14 protein-coding genes are annotated in these 14,365 nt (G+C 55.7%); 6 read left to right on the forward strand and 8 right to left on the reverse strand.

Features of this window, described 5'->3' with window-relative positions:
- Window positions 1-96 precede the first annotated feature (96 nt).
- Entirely contained in the window at window positions 97-519 is a 423-nt protein-coding gene (gene hpaR / locus IEX10_RS05985) for a homoprotocatechuate degradation operon regulator HpaR (RefSeq protein WP_188672020.1), read from the reverse strand.
- Window positions 520-866: 347 nt separating this feature from the next.
- Between hpaR and IEX10_RS05990 the strand changes: the two genes are divergently transcribed.
- Window positions 867-1,484 carry a L,D-transpeptidase gene (locus IEX10_RS05990; protein ID WP_188672023.1) on the forward strand — a complete coding sequence of 206 codons (618 nt, stop codon included), beginning with the start codon at window positions 867-869 and terminating at the stop codon, window positions 1,482-1,484.
- A gap of 72 nt (window positions 1,485-1,556) precedes the next feature.
- On the opposite strand, the gene aspS is transcribed toward IEX10_RS05990, so the two are convergent.
- The gene (aspS, locus tag IEX10_RS05995) at window positions 1,557-3,338 is read right to left on the reverse strand and encodes an aspartate--tRNA ligase (protein ID WP_188672025.1); all 1,782 of its coding nucleotides are present in this window, start codon (window positions 3,336-3,338) and stop codon (window positions 1,557-1,559) included.
- Window positions 3,339-3,488: 150 nt separating this feature from the next.
- On the opposite strand from aspS, the gene IEX10_RS06000 reads away from it, so the two are divergent.
- Window positions 3,489-4,133 (forward strand): class I SAM-dependent DNA methyltransferase, encoded by a 645-nt coding sequence (locus tag IEX10_RS06000; protein ID WP_188672027.1) that lies wholly within the window; start codon window positions 3,489-3,491, stop codon window positions 4,131-4,133.
- 3 nt (window positions 4,134-4,136) lie between these two features.
- Here the strand turns inward: IEX10_RS06000 and IEX10_RS06005 are convergent, their stop codons facing one another.
- The 4 genes from IEX10_RS06005 to IEX10_RS06020 are packed head-to-tail and all read right to left on the reverse strand — an operon-like array spanning window position 4,137 to window position 7,151.
- Window positions 4,137-4,772, reverse strand: a complete 636-nt coding sequence (locus tag IEX10_RS06005) for an aminotransferase class IV family protein (protein WP_188672029.1) — start codon at window positions 4,770-4,772, stop codon at window positions 4,137-4,139.
- A complete protein-coding gene (locus tag IEX10_RS06010) occupies window positions 4,730-5,890 on the reverse strand; it encodes an aminodeoxychorismate synthase component I (RefSeq protein ID WP_188672031.1) in 1,161 nt (386 codons plus the stop codon). Before IEX10_RS06010 ends, IEX10_RS06005 begins: the two co-directional genes overlap by 43 nt.
- 52 nt (window positions 5,891-5,942) lie before the next feature.
- Window positions 5,943-6,476, reverse strand: coding sequence for a lytic transglycosylase domain-containing protein (locus tag IEX10_RS06015; protein ID WP_229678447.1), 534 nt, complete (start codon window positions 6,474-6,476; stop codon window positions 5,943-5,945).
- A gap of 21 nt (window positions 6,477-6,497) precedes the next feature.
- Entirely contained in the window at window positions 6,498-7,151 is a 654-nt protein-coding gene (locus tag IEX10_RS06020) for a histidine phosphatase family protein (protein WP_188672034.1), read from the reverse strand.
- 175 nt (window positions 7,152-7,326) lie between these two features.
- Between IEX10_RS06020 and carB the strand changes: the two genes are divergently transcribed.
- From carB to IEX10_RS06035, 3 genes are all read left to right on the forward strand, one after another.
- Entirely contained in the window at window positions 7,327-10,662 is a 3,336-nt protein-coding gene (gene carB, locus IEX10_RS06025) for a carbamoyl-phosphate synthase large subunit (RefSeq protein WP_188672035.1), read from the forward strand.
- Window positions 10,663-10,848: 186 nt separating this feature from the next.
- The gene (locus IEX10_RS06030; RefSeq protein ID WP_101654585.1) at window positions 10,849-11,397 is read left to right on the forward strand and encodes a GNAT family N-acetyltransferase; all 549 of its coding nucleotides are present in this window, start codon (window positions 10,849-10,851) and stop codon (window positions 11,395-11,397) included.
- Window positions 11,394-12,092, forward strand: a complete 699-nt coding sequence (locus tag IEX10_RS06035) for a helix-turn-helix transcriptional regulator (protein WP_188672038.1) — start codon at window positions 11,394-11,396, stop codon at window positions 12,090-12,092. The genes IEX10_RS06030 and IEX10_RS06035 overlap by 4 nt, the downstream gene beginning before the upstream one ends.
- Before the next feature lie 152 nt (window positions 12,093-12,244).
- On the opposite strand, the gene IEX10_RS06040 is transcribed toward IEX10_RS06035, so the two are convergent.
- Entirely contained in the window at window positions 12,245-12,586 is a 342-nt protein-coding gene (locus IEX10_RS06040) for a helix-turn-helix domain-containing protein (protein ID WP_188672041.1), read from the reverse strand.
- Between the two features lie 752 nt (window positions 12,587-13,338).
- Between IEX10_RS06040 and IEX10_RS06045 the strand changes: the two genes are divergently transcribed.
- Window positions 13,339-13,929, forward strand: a complete 591-nt coding sequence (locus IEX10_RS06045; protein ID WP_188672044.1) for a thymidine kinase — start codon at window positions 13,339-13,341, stop codon at window positions 13,927-13,929.
- A 118-nt stretch (window positions 13,930-14,047) separates the two neighbouring features.
- Here IEX10_RS06045 and rpmB read toward each other — a convergent pair whose 3' ends face one another.
- Window positions 14,048-14,335, reverse strand: coding sequence for a 50S ribosomal protein L28 (rpmB, locus tag IEX10_RS06050; RefSeq protein WP_188672047.1), 288 nt, complete (start codon window positions 14,333-14,335; stop codon window positions 14,048-14,050).
- Window positions 14,336-14,365: the final 30 nt, after the last annotated feature.

A 14,365-nucleotide genomic window follows, 5' to 3' on the forward strand; every position in this document is an offset into this window, starting at 1 on the left:
CGTCCAAAAGAATTGGTAGCACATTCAAATACATGACGAAGCGTTCCACGGCCCGTACCGCCCAACTGCGCAATCTGATCTGGCAGCGGCCCCGATTTAACGGTCCCGCGGCCTTAAATCAGAGAATTCGTGCAGCAGATCCAGCAATTGTTCCATCTTTTCCGGCTTGAAGCGCTGTTCGATCTCTCCGTAAATCTGGTTCGAGGCCTCTACGCATTCTGCCATCAGATCGTGAGCCTTTTGCGTTGCCCGCACCCAAGACCGGCGCGAATCACGCAGATCACGCTTGCGCTCGACCATGCCGCTCTCTTCCAGAACTTGCAAAATCCGGGTGACACTTGGCATGTGCATGGCCGTTGCTTCGGTCAAGCTACTGATATCAATACGATCATTCTCTGCAACGACCCGCATCACGCGCCATTGCTGTTCGGTGAACCCGATTTCAGTCAACTTTGGCCGCCAGTAATACAGCAAAGTTTCCCGCGCGCGGGCCAGAAGGATTGGCAGTGTTCTATTCATAGGCTTCAACCCAGCCAAGGCATTTCGATCCTGCATGATCGTCAAACCTTCTATGAAGGCGCCAGCATCATTCGTATTCAACAAATCGACGCAATTAGCCTTTTCGTATCAATGACTTGCTTCGTGAGGGATATTAAAATTCAATTGAACAAAAAGGTAAGTAATGCTTCACATGATAACAAACAGTTGAAAAAACGCAAACTTTTTCGCGCCAGAACCTTATTTTATTAGCCCTACTGCACGTTCCCACACGGGGGACCAGAAACCACACCCGCCAGAAAACGGCGGTAAATGATTTACAAATAGCCCCCGCCAGCTAGATTCCCCCTATCAGTAAAGGGAACACTATGAAACGACGTGAATTTATAGCTGGTACAATTGCCGTTGGGGCCTACGCCGCAAGCCCGGCTTTTGCCTATGACAATACGATTGCCAACGAGCCTCCGATTCCAGATGTGCTTGCTCCGCGGGTAGTGAACATCAAAGGCGGTGCGCCAGGGGAAGTCCACGTGGTGCCGGACCATTACTCGCTTTATCTTATGTTAGAGGACAACAAGGCGATCCGCTACTATGTCGGAGTTGGCCGCGATGCCCTTTACGAAAGCGGCAGCTTTTTCGTGGGGGCCAAGAAGAAATGGCCAAGCTGGACGCCAACCCCCGACATGATCAAGCGCGATCCAAAGTCCTACAAACGGTTTGAAGACGGAATGCCAGGCGGACCGAGCAATCCCTTGGGCGCGCGCGCGCTTTATCTGTTTTATCCGGGTCGTGGTGACAGCTTCCTGCGCATCCACGGCACCAACAAACCCAAGACTATCGGACTGGATGTTTCAAACGGCTGCGCCCGTCTGGTGAACGCGCATATGGTTGATCTTTACCAGCGTGTGCAGATGAAATCCAAAGTGGTGTTGCACCCCAAGGGGCTTTATCCAAAGAAACCCATCGGTTCTGACGTGACCAGCTAAATAGCGACTTCAACACGAAAAAAGGCGCGCGAGGATGTCTCCCCGCGCGCCTTTTTCTTTGCGTGATACAGATTAGCTCTCTTGGGGCAGTACCCGCAGGCCCAGCTCGCGCAGTTGTTCGTTAGTCGGCTCGGATGGTCCGCCCAGCATCAGGTCTTCGGCCCGCTGGTTCATCGGGAACATGATGACCTGACGAATGTTGCTTTCGTCCGCCAGCAGCATCACCAGACGGTCGATCCCTGTGGCGCAACCACCGTGGGGCGGGGCACCGTAGGTGAAGGCGTTGACCATACCGCCGAAACGCTTGTCCACTTCTTCCGCAGGATAACCGGCGATTTCAAAGGCTTTGTACATGATTTCCGGTTTGTGGTTCCGGATCGCGCCCGAGATAAGCTCGTATCCGTTACAGGCCAGATCGTACTGGTAGCCGAGAATATCGAGCGGGTCTTTGTTCTCAAAATCCGCCATTCCGCCTTGTGGCATGGAGAACGGGTTGTGCGAGAAATCAAGTTCGCCGGTTTCTTCGTCTTTTTCATACATCGGGAAATCGACGATCCAGCAGAACTCGAACTTGTCTTTGTCGGTCAGGCCCAGTTCTTCGCCGATCACGTTACGCGCACGACCTGCAACACCTTCAAAGGCGCTAGGCTTGCCGCCAAGGAAGAAGGCCGCATCGCCCACGCCAAGGCCAAGCTGCTCGCGAATGGCTTCAGTGCGTTCGGGGCCGATGTTTTTGGCTAGTGGCCCTGCGGCCTCCATGCCTTCGCCCTGATCGCGCCAGAAGATGTAGCCCATACCCGGCAGGCCCTCTTGCTGGGCGAATTTGTTCATCCGGTCGCAGAACTTGCGGCTGCCGCCCGTGGGGGCAGGAATAGCGCGGACTTCTGTGCCTTCGTTTTCCAACAGGGACGCGAAAATCTTGAAACCGGAACCGGCGAAATGTTCAGACACAACTTGCATCTTGATCGGGTTCCGCAGGTCCGGCTTGTCAGAGCCATACCACAGCGCAGCATCCTTATAGCTGATCTGCGGCCACTCCTGATTGACGGGACGGCCTTTGCCGAATTCTTCCATCACACCTTTCAGAACGGGTTCGATCGTGTCGAATACATCCTGTTGGCTGACAAAGGACATTTCCATATCCAACTGGTAAAAGTCGGTTGGCGAGCGGTCGGCGCGGGGGTCTTCGTCGCGGAAACACGGTGCGATCTGGAAGTATTTATCAAATCCCGCAACCATGATCAGTTGTTTGAACTGCTGGGGCGCCTGGGGCAATGCGTAGAATTTACCCGGATGCAGACGGCTTGGCACGAGAAAGTCACGCGCGCCTTCGGGGCTGCTGGCGGTGATGATCGGGGTCTGAAATTCGTTGAACCCCTGCCCTTCCATACGCTTGCGGATCGAAGACACCACGTTGGAGCGCAGCATGATGTTGTCATGGAGGCTTTCGCGGCGCAGGTCGATGAAGCGGTATTTCAGACGGGTTTCTTCGGGGTATTCCTGATCGCCAAACACCGGCAGCGGCAGTTCGGCTGCTTCGCCCAAAACCTCCATATCGCGGATGAACACTTCGACTTCACCGGTCGGCAGCTTGGGGTTCACCAGCTCGGGAGAGCGTGCCATGACGGTGCCGTCGATACGGATCACCCATTCGGAGCGTACTTTTTCGATGTCTTTGAACACGGGGCTGTCGGGATCGGCCAGAACCTGTGTTATGCCGTAATGGTCCCGCAGATCGATGAACAGGATGCCGCCGTGATCGCGCACACGGTGGACCCACCCCGAGAGCCGCACGGTATCACCCACGTTCGACGCGTTTAATTCGGAACAGGTGTGGCTGCGATAGGCGTGCATTTGGATATCCTTCAGGCGTCTTTGTACAGGGGTTTAATCACTCTGCGCATTGACCGTGTCAAAGCCCAGTTGTCAAGGGAACCTTGGGGTTTTGCCCTGAAATCCCCGCAAAACCTTGCAATTCCCGTCCAATCTGGCGATCCTGCCCCTATGTCACAAAAACGAACCCCGACCGAGTTGTTGGAAGGCGCCTATAAGATCGAAACCCCGCAGGATTCTGTCGAGTATTATCAGGATTTTGCCGATCACTATGACGCAGAATTTGCACAGAAGCTTGGCTACGTGTACCCGCGGATCATCGCTGATCATTACCGCAAGGCAGCAACGCCATTTGACCGTCCGGTGGCAGACATCGGCTGTGGCACAGGATTGGTCGCTGAGGCCATAAACCTGCCCCGCGCTGAAATTGAAGGTTTTGATATTTCACCCGAAATGCTGGAACGGGCACGGCAAAAGGGGCTTTATGGCGGTTTGCATCGGGTGGATCTAACACAGCCTCTGATCCCGCCGCAGACCCTATTCGGGGCGGTGGTCTCGGCGGGGGCATTCACCCACGGACATCTTGGGCCGGAACCATTGGAAAACCTGTTGGCATTGGCACAAACGGACGCATTATTCTGCATTGGCGTGAACGCGCAGCACTATAGGGACAAAGGGTTCGCAGCGGTTCTTGCACGTTTGCGAAAACAAGGCCGGATCAGTGCGCCGAAGCTGAAAAACGTGCCGATCTATTCTGACCCCGACAGCGCCCATGGTGCGGATACGGCACAGGTCCTGCTGTATCGAAAGCGCTAGGCGCTACACCAATACGGCAGGGATTAATCCGCGCAGGGAGTTGCCCACAAAGATCTCTGCCCCTTGCAAATCTTGCGGTGTAAGCAGCGCCTCTTGCGCGCGCCCAGTGTCGAGCAATTCCTGCCGCAACACGCCTGCCAGCAGACCGCTGGAAAGGGGTGGCGTCAGCAGCACCCCGTCCCGCCCCACAAACAGATTGGTGATGGTCCCTTCGCACAGATGCCCGTTTTCGTTCAAGAAAATCAGCTCCTCCACATCGTCGGGCATCTTGGCTCGCACCCTGTCATAGACCGCCCTGTTAGAAGTTTTCACCTGCAACCAAGGATCATCCGAACGCAGCACCACATCGCTGATCCCGACCCGCCAGACCTGTGGCGGTGTGGTCAGCTCGCTGGTGCTGACCCCGATGCGCCCGTCCAGATCAATCGTCATACGCACCCGTGCAGGCAGCATATCGACCGCGGTGCCAAGACTGTGCAGCGCCTCCCCCCGATCGAAAGGTATATCTAGCCGCGCACAGGTGGCTTCGGCGCGATCCATATGCAGACCGAGACGTGCAAATCCGTCTTTTGGCGAATAGCCGAGCGTTTCGATGACTACCAAACCGGCGGGAGCAAGGTCGCGTAACGTGCCTTCCATAGGGCCTCCTCATATTCTGACGGGGCGGTGCTGTCGTAAACGACGCCGCCCCCTACATTCAGGCGCGCCGTGCCGTCTTCGGCCAGCGACAGGGTGCGGATGGCCACGTTGAACGCCGCCGCGCCATCCGGTGCGATCCAGCCGATAGAGCCGCAATAAATATCGCGGGGGCTGTGCTCCAGATCGTTAATCACTTCCATCGCGCGGATTTTCGGCGCGCCGGTGATTGATCCACAGGGAAACAGGGCCGTGAAAAGATCAAACAGCCCCACATCGCGGCGCATCTGCGCGGTTACGAGTGATGTCATTTGATGGACGGTGGCATAGCTTTCGACGGTAAACAGCTCTGGCACCTTGACCGTGCCAAGCTCGGCTACGCGGCTGATATCATTGCGCAAAAGATCAACGATCATCAGGTTTTCAGCGCGGTTCTTTGCGTCATTCGCCAAAAACGCCTTCAACTCTGCGTCCTCGGCCTCGGTCTTGCCGCGCGGCACTGTGCCTTTCATCGGGCGGGTGGAAATCCGGCCCGTATCATCCACGCGGAAGAACAGTTCGGGGGAGCGTGAAACAATCGCATCCCCGACGCCGAGGTTAACAATCCCGCCGTAATTCACCGGCTGCACCCGTGCGAGCGCGCCGTACAACCCTTCGGGTGTGCCAGACCATTTCGCCCGCATCGGAAAGGTCAGGTTGGTCTGATAAAAATCACCCGAACGGATGTATTCTGCCACCTGATCAAACGCACGAGCATAGGTGTCCCCGTCCCACAACGGCTCAGGCGCGCTGAGCCTTGCGCGGGGTTCATCCGTAAGCGCTTTTTCAAGAACCGCAGCAGTTGCGGCTTCATCTGGTCCGTCGAACACCCCGAAACACAGCAAGGGCGCGCGGCGGGTGTCTGGCAGGCGTGCGGCGAGTTTGGGTTCCAGCACATAGCCCAGTTCATAACTTGCAAATCCCGCGAGCCAGCGCCCCGCGTCTTTGGCCGCCTGAAGCGCTGCGAAAGCGGCTGGCACCTCTTCTGGCGTATAAGCCACAATCAGTTCTTCAGGACACGCAAAAGCCTGCGCCCTGTTGTCAGGGCCGAAATCCACCAGAATGTAGGGCGTCTCAGTCATTCCATTGCCATAGCGCAGGCATCAGGGTTTGGGAACAGGCACAAGCGACCGGTCAGGACACCAATCCGGTCTCTTTCAACATGCCGCGCCGTTTGGCTTCGTAATAGTAGCCGCGCGAATACCATTTCACCGCTGTTGCGTGATCCCCGTCAGACAGCAACCAAGCGCCGCGCAGGTATTTGACCGCATATTGCAGATTGGTATCTGCATCCAGCAAATCGGACGGTTTCCCCCGAAACCCCATAGTGCGCGCAGTTGCGGGCAGGATTTGCATCAGCCCGTAGTAAGGACCATTGCGGGCATAAGGGCGGTGGGTGCTTTCGCGAATGATCTGACGTTGGACCAGCGCCACAGGCACATCGTAATAGTTCGCCCATTTCACGATCAGCTTGCGCAACGCGGGGGTTTCGTTCGGGTATAGCGGTCTGGTGTTCGCGGTAGATACCTGTGCCCGCGCCGTCTTTGCTTCACGCCCCCGGCCACAACCTGCCAAGCCCACAGCTATAAGCCCGATAGCCGTTCTTCTGGAAAACTTATCCAATGTCGCCCCCATGTGCAGCGTTTTACGTTTTTTGCTGTGTATCATCACAGGGGCGGTGGGACAGAACTAAATCAAAGTACGAGCACGAACCCGCTCAGGCGAATCCAGATGGGGGGTCGCGCAGAATTGCAGAAGGTGCAGATCATCCCCGACCATCTCAAATTTATGTACAGAAGTATGGGCAATGCGCAGGAACACCTCGGATTTGCGCCGGATGTCCAGATCCAGTGCCACCGCCATCAGGGTTGCAATCACGCCGGTAGAGCTGACCACTATCACGCGATCCTCGGCCTGTGCAATATTGCGCACCGCGCCAAGTATCCGCCCGCGAAAATCCGCATAGCTTTCCAGATCGTCACCCACTTCGGCGCGGGACCACGCGCCAAGCACCTCTGCCACATGGGTCTGGAATTCTTCCTGACTGGTGGGGGTGGCCAACCCGTGCGAGGTTTCAAGCACACCCGCGAGACCGAAATAATCCATCTCGTTCAGGCGTGCGTCGGTCTGGTAATCCACACCGTCCAACCCCATCGACAGGCCGGTCTGCATTTGCCGGCGCATGGTGCCGGTTACAACGCGATCAAAGGCATGATCCGCGTCCAGATGTTCCCCCAGCCAGCGGGCCTGCTGGTGTCCCAAATCCGACAGGTTGTCGTAACTCGCTTCGTCTTTCGCACCCGTCTGCGCCTGTCCGTGGCGCACCATTATAATCTCTGCCATTCTACCCTGCCTTTTACTTATGCAGCTTCTTGCCAAATTAGCAGCGACACCACAACCAATTCCCCTTGAACCGCCTGCCTTGTGGACTATAACCACGACAATTTGCAATCGCCCCCCGAATCCACAGTGCAAGGCTGCGCCGTGATGACGGGCGGGCCAAGCCTTGGGGCCGTCCATGCCAAAAAGAACCGATATCGACACCGTAATGATCATCGGAGCCGGGCCTATTATTATTGGTCAGGCCTGCGAGTTCGACTATTCCGGCGCACAAGCCTGTAAAGCCCTGCGCGAGGAAGGCTACCGCGTTGTGCTCGTCAACTCCAACCCCGCAACCATCATGACCGACCCGAATATGGCAGATGCCACTTATATCGAGCCGATCACACCGGACGTTGTGGCCAAAATCATCGAACGTGAAACGACTGCGCGTCCGGATGAAAAGCTGGTGCTGCTGCCGACGATGGGCGGACAGACCGGCCTGAACACGGCGCTGGCGCTGGACGAGGACGGCACGCTGGAGAAATTCGGGATCGAGCTGATCGGCGCGGACCGCAAAGCGATCGAGATGGCCGAGGACCGCAAACTGTTCCGCGAAGCGATGGACCGGCTTGGCATTGAAAACCCCCGCGCCACCATCGCCGAAAGCATGGAAGAAGCCATGGCGGCGATTGACGATGTGGGCCTGCCCGCGATCATCCGTCCTGCCTTTACCATGGGCGGCACTGGCGGTGGCATTGCTTACAATCGCAAGGACTACGAAGAAATCTGCGCCAGCGGGCTGGATGCCTCCCCGACCAGCCAGATCCTGATCGACGAGAGCCTGCTGGGCTGGAAGGAATTTGAAATGGAAGTGGTCCGCGACAAAGCGGATAACGCCATTATCGTTTGTGCCATTGAAAACGTGGACCCGATGGGGGTTCACACCGGGGATTCCATCACTGTGGCCCCTGCCCTGACCTTGACCGACAAGGAATACCAGATGATGCGGACCCACAGCATTAACGTGCTGCGGGAAATCGGCGTGGAAACCGGCGGATCGAACGTGCAGTGGTCGGTGAACCCTGCGGATGGCCGTATGGTTGTGATTGAAATGAATCCGCGTGTGTCCCGCTCTTCGGCGCTGGCGTCCAAGGCGACAGGTTTTCCGATTGCCAAGGTCGCTGCCAAACTGGCCGTAGGCTACACGCTGGACGAGCTGGACAATGACATCACCAAGGTGACTCCCGCTTCGTTTGAGCCTTCTATCGATTATGTTGTCACCAAGATCCCACGCTTTGCCTTTGAAAAATTTCCGGGCGCCGAAGCAACTCTGACCACAGCGATGAAATCCGTCGGAGAGGTCATGTCCATTGGCCGCTCCATCCACGAGAGCATGCAAAAAGCGCTGACCTCTATGGAAACCGGTCTGACCGGCTTTGATGATCTGGCGATTGACGGCTGCCCGCCGCTTGACACTTGTGTGCGTGAAGACGACCCCGACCAAAGCCTGCCTTTCATCCTGCGCGGTGCCAATGCAGACGACCAGACCGCAATCGACAAATCCGTGACCCGCGCGCTGGCGCTGCAAACGCCTGACCGGATGCGCACCATTGCCCAAGCCATGCGTTATGGTTTTTCCGACGATGAAATAAACGAAATCACCAGCTTTGACCCGTGGTTTCTGGAACGCATTCGCGAAATCATTGCCATTGAAAAGGACATCCTTGTCAACGGCTTGCCAGAAACGGCCAAGGGCCTGCGCCGCCTGAAGATGTTCGGCTTTACGGATGCACGCCTTGCCAAACTTTCAGGGCAGAGCGAACGGGACGTTCGGATCAACCGCACCACACTCGGTGTGACGGCTGTGTTCAAACGCATCGACACCTGCGCTGCCGAGTTTGAGGCGCAAACCCCCTATATGTACTCCACCTACGAAATGGACGCGATGGGAGAGGTCGAATGCGAAGCCCGCCCGACCAACCGCAAGAAAGTGGTCATTCTGGGGGGCGGTCCGAACCGGATCGGCCAAGGTATCGAGTTCGATTACTGCTGCTGTCACGCCTGTTACGCGCTAACGGATGCGGGCTATGAAACCATTATGGTGAACTGTAACCCTGAAACGGTTTCCACGGACTATGACACATCGGATCGTCTGTATTTCGAACCGCTGACGCTGGAACATGTTCTGGAAATCCTGCGGGTTGAACAGGAAAACGGCACCCTTCACGGTGTGATTGTGCAGTTCGGCGGGCAGACCCCACTGAAACTGGCCAATGCCCTGGAAGAGGAAGGCATCCCGATCCTTGGCACCACACCGGACGCGATTGATCTGGCCGAAGACCGTGAACGCTTCCAGAAACTGTTGGAAGACCTGAAGCTGAAGCAACCCCATAACGGCATCGCCAGCACCGCTGAGCAAGCCTTCGAGATTGCCAAGGATGTCGGCTTTCCGCTTGTGATCCGGCCTTCCTATGTTCTGGGCGGACGCGGCATGGAAATCGTGCGTGATACGGCCCATCTGGAACGCTACATCAACGAAGCGGTGGAAGTATCCGGCGACAGCCCTGTGCTGCTCGACAGCTACCTCTCCGGCGCGGTTGAGGTGGACGTAGATGCACTGTGCGACGGCGAGACTGTCCATGTGGCGGGCATCATGCAGCACATCGAGGAAGCGGGCGTACACTCCGGTGACAGCGCCTGTTCGCTGCCGCCCTACTCGCTTGGGCAGGGCATCATCGACGAATTGAAACGCCAGTCCACAGATATGGCACTTGCGTTGAATGTTGTGGGCCTGATGAACGTGCAATTCGCGATCAAAAACGGTGAGATCTTCATTCTGGAAGTGAACCCCCGCGCCTCGCGCACCGTGCCGTTTGTGGCCAAAGCGGTGAATTCCCCCATTGCCGCAATCGCTGCGCGGGTGATGGCCGGCGAGAAACTGGGTAACTTCGATCTGAAAGACCCACAAACCAAACACTTCGCGGTGAAAGAGGCCGTGCTGCCCTTCGCCCGCTTCCCGGGTGTGGACACGCTGCTTGGCCCAGAAATGCGCTCTACCGGTGAGGTAATGGGCTTGGATAAATCGTTTGATCGTGCCTTCCTGAAAGCACAGATGGGCGCTGGTCACACGCTGCCTTCGGACGGGACCGTGTTCATCTCGATCAAAGACGAGGATAAGACCCCGCAAATGATCGAAGCCGCGCAAATCCTGAAAGAAGCCGGCTTTGACATCGTCGCGACGCGGGGAACTGCGGCGTTTCTGGAGGAGGCTGGGATTGCGGCCGAGGTTGTTAACAAAGTCTATGAAGGCCGCCCCAACGTGGTGGACCGCCTCAGCAACGGCGATATTAATCTTGTGTTCAATACAACCGAAGGTGCTGACTCCATTCAGGACAGTCGCGCGATTCGATCCGAAGCGCTTTATGGCAAAATTGTGTACAACACGACCGCAGCCGCCAGTTACGCAGCCGCCCGCGCCATCCGCAATATCCGCGAAGGTGATCTGGAAGTCTCTCCACTCCAGAACTACTAAACACCTGTAAATAAAAGACATTCACGCCTCGCGACACTCTCGCGGGGCGTGTTTTTTTGTGCGGTTACCCAACCCCAAATCATTTTCCTTGCAATATTTCTGCCACATTTCGAACAAAATACGCGCACATTTCAAAATTTGCAGGTAGTTTTACGTATATAGAACCGCTCAACGTAGGAGAGTATCATGCAAACCTCAGAAACCAGTGTTTCGATGATCAAAGATCTGTCGGAAATGCAAATAGCCCATGACATCCGCAGACAAGTCTTTGTGATTGAAGGAGAAGAATCCGAAGACGTGGAGTTCGACGGCAACGATTTCTGCGCCGCACATCTGTTGGCATACTGGAAAGGCGAACCCGTCGGCACCATGCGTCTGAGAATTGTATCAGGCAGCGAAGGCGGCACCATAATTTGGGAACGTATGGCTATTCTGAAAGACGCCCGCGAGCGTAATCCCTGGATTTTTAGAGCCTTGATGAACAGCGCGCGCCACTATACTGATATTATGGGGCTGAAAAATGTAATCGGAATCGTCGAGAACCCGAAACTTATGCGATTCTGGCAGATTTACGGTGGCAAAGAAACCGGAGAAGAACCGTTGGAATTCCGCGGGCACACCTATCGCCCAATCCGCCTGACCATCCAGCGGGACGAACCGCAGGAAGAACTGACATTGCGTCAGGCGATTATGGCGGTTCCCGAGGTCTTTGATGAGACAAGGAAGAATACGTGACAGTAAGCTTCGCCCTATTGATGGAGCGGCTCTGGCAGTCGGACAGTCCCGAGACCACTCGGGACATTATCCTCAGCCTCGGCTTTAACGGACTGGTTTTCCAGCGCTGGTCGCCCGACTATATAGAGAACTGGGAAGGCCGGATTGCCGGGGGTTTTCTAGAGCACTACTACGGCGCCCAGCTTGACCAACACTGCCCTATCGCCAAAGCCATCCACACGTGGTCTCGCAGCTATACCTTCGGGGAGGCCCGCAGCCAGCCCGGAGCGGATACAGAGAACGCACAGCGAGTGGAACGGCTGTTCCAACAGTTCGGGATGAATGACGGGGTTGTGCTGCTTACAGGGCAAAACCACCTGCGCTCCTCGGTTATTCTGACGAACGCTAACAGTGTGGAGGAAGACTTTGAAAAGCTCGGCGGCATGTTGTATTTCGCAGCTGATAAGTTGACCCGTCAACTGCGCCCTGGCCACCCCCTGCTGACCCACGTGCCACGGGAAAACCCGACCCTGTCGGACATGCAGACGAAAATCCTGCAAATGCAGATCGACCATCCAGAGCTTAGCAAAAACGAGATGGCACTTGCCTTGGGGCTTTCCCCTAAGACGCTTCATGCGCACCACAAGAAGATCGCCAAGAAGAATGGCGTGACGACTTTTGCCGGTGCAGTAATCAAGAAATTGAAAGAGTCCTGACACCTCCCGACCTACGCGGGAGGTGTGGACGCAAAAACCCCGGCTGACTTTGCGGGCAGCCGGGGTTTTAATACTCGCACACTCGCTACAAACCGGATCACGCTCAGCGACAAACGCGATGGAGCGGCGTTATCGGCCGCCCGAAAACTGGATCAGGTGCAGGCTTTGATCAGACCTACGATTTGATTCTTAACCGCCTCGTTCGGGATCTGGTTAATCTGTGTGGCCAATTCGATGGTGCGTGTAGAGATCTCTTCGATTTCCTGCCCCTCACCACCGTCAGCGCCATCAAAGAAGTAGGAAATCTGAACGCCAAGCGCTTGGGACACTTCCCAAAGACGGCTGGCGCTGATGCGGTTAATCCCGCGCTCGTACTTCTGAAGCTGCTGAAAGCTGATACCTAGCATTTCGCTGAGCTTTTGCTGGCTGATACCACGGGATGCCCGTGTCAGGCGGATCTTCGTACCAACGTGAACGTCTACTGGATGAGGCATATTCGGCTCCTAAAACTGCGATTACCCCTGTGGGGATCACACAAACTGTTAAAGATTAGCCGAGGGTCGCTGCCGACGGAGCGCCGTTGTGATTGAGTTCACTTGGCGGTGTATAACGACAGGTTTAAACTGAGCGCTCTCAAAAATCAATAATTAATATGAAAATTATGCAACCCAAGATAGCTTATCCATTAAGTTGTTACAAAGCAGGGTTAAGCAATGCTCCGGTTGCATACGTCGAACAGCTCAACCATTCCGCTTCCCTACGCCCCCCCATCGGACCTGCCCGCGCTGTGCGATCCGAAGAAAGGCATACGTGTCAATACTCTCAAAAGTATAGGACGCGAAATAATCAAAAACCCTTTAATAACATGACGTAACTCGAAAAATCACACTTACTCAATAGGTTGAATACGTTAACCCCTGCGCAACCGGAATTTCACTAACCTCCCGTGATGCAAAAGCTGCCAGGTCTCGCAAACTCGATTCCGAACGGGTGCGATCCCGATAAAAAGGCACCCGAATCTTGCCGATGCCGTGGAAGGATTATGGCGGCAGTGCGGCGGAAAATTACTACCTTAAGGGGTCATTGGACACAGTATGGACACAGTTCCGCTTCCGCTTTGGAAACAAAGCCAGAAGAAATTAATTTGAAAGAATTTTTTTTTGACGCGCGGCCGGTCCTCACGCGGAAAAAAATCAGGCCAAACGAATCTCTTGAACCGCCCCTGTCTGCGGGTAAAAGTCCGGTCATGGCAAAACTATACTTCCACTATTCGACCATGAATGCCGGCAAATCCACGGCGCTTTTGCAGGCATCACATAATTACCGCGAACGGGGGATGGAGACCTATCTTTTAACCGCCCGCTTTGATGATCGCAGCGGTGCCGGTGAGATCGGTTCGCGCATCGGGATTTCCGCCAAAGCGGACGGGTTTGACGGCAACAGTGATCTGTTTGACATGATCGAAAAGCGGATGAAGAGCAGCACGCTTTCCTGCGTATTCATCGACGAGTCGCAGTTCCTGTCTTACGATCAGGTCTGGCAACTGGCCCGCGCGGTGGATGATTTGAACATTCCGGTGATGTGCTACGGGTTACGGGTGGATTTTCTGGGCAAACTCTTCCCCGGCTCTGCCGCGTTGCTGGCGATGGCCGATGAAATGCGCGAAGTGCGCACCATTTGTTACTGCGGGAAGAAAGCGACGATGGTTGTGCGGCAGGATGGCGATGGCAATGTCATCACCGAAGGCGCGCAGGTGCAGATCGGCGGGAACGAAACCTACGTTTCCCTGTGCCGTCGTCACTGGCGCGAAGCCACCGGAGAGCGTTTCCCCCTGTAAACCGGCCTATCAGAGACATAACCCCGTCATCCAGCGCAAATTCACACCAATCAAACGCAAAAAAACGGCCCCGATCCGTCGGAGCCGTCTGATTACTTAATCGCGCGGGCAGATGCCCTTAAGCGGCAGCAGTTGCCTTGGCGATTTCTTTCTTTACTTTCAGCGCAGCGTCCGAAAGTTCCACGTCTTTGGCTTTGGCCATGAACGCATCCAGACCACCACGGTGATCAACAGTGCGCAGGGCAGCCGCAGAGATACGGAATTTGAAAGACCGGCCCAATGTATCGCTGGTCAGCGTCACATCGTTCAGGTTTGGCAAAAACCGGCGACGGGTTCTGTTTTTGGCGTGGCTGACATTGTTGCCAGACATTGGGCCTTTGCTTGTAAACTCACAACGACGAGACATCGCGTATATCCTTACTCTCTTGTCGCGCGC

The organism is Neptunicoccus cionae (assembly GCF_014643735.1).
GTDB lineage: Bacteria > Pseudomonadota > Alphaproteobacteria > Rhodobacterales > Rhodobacteraceae > Amylibacter > Amylibacter cionae.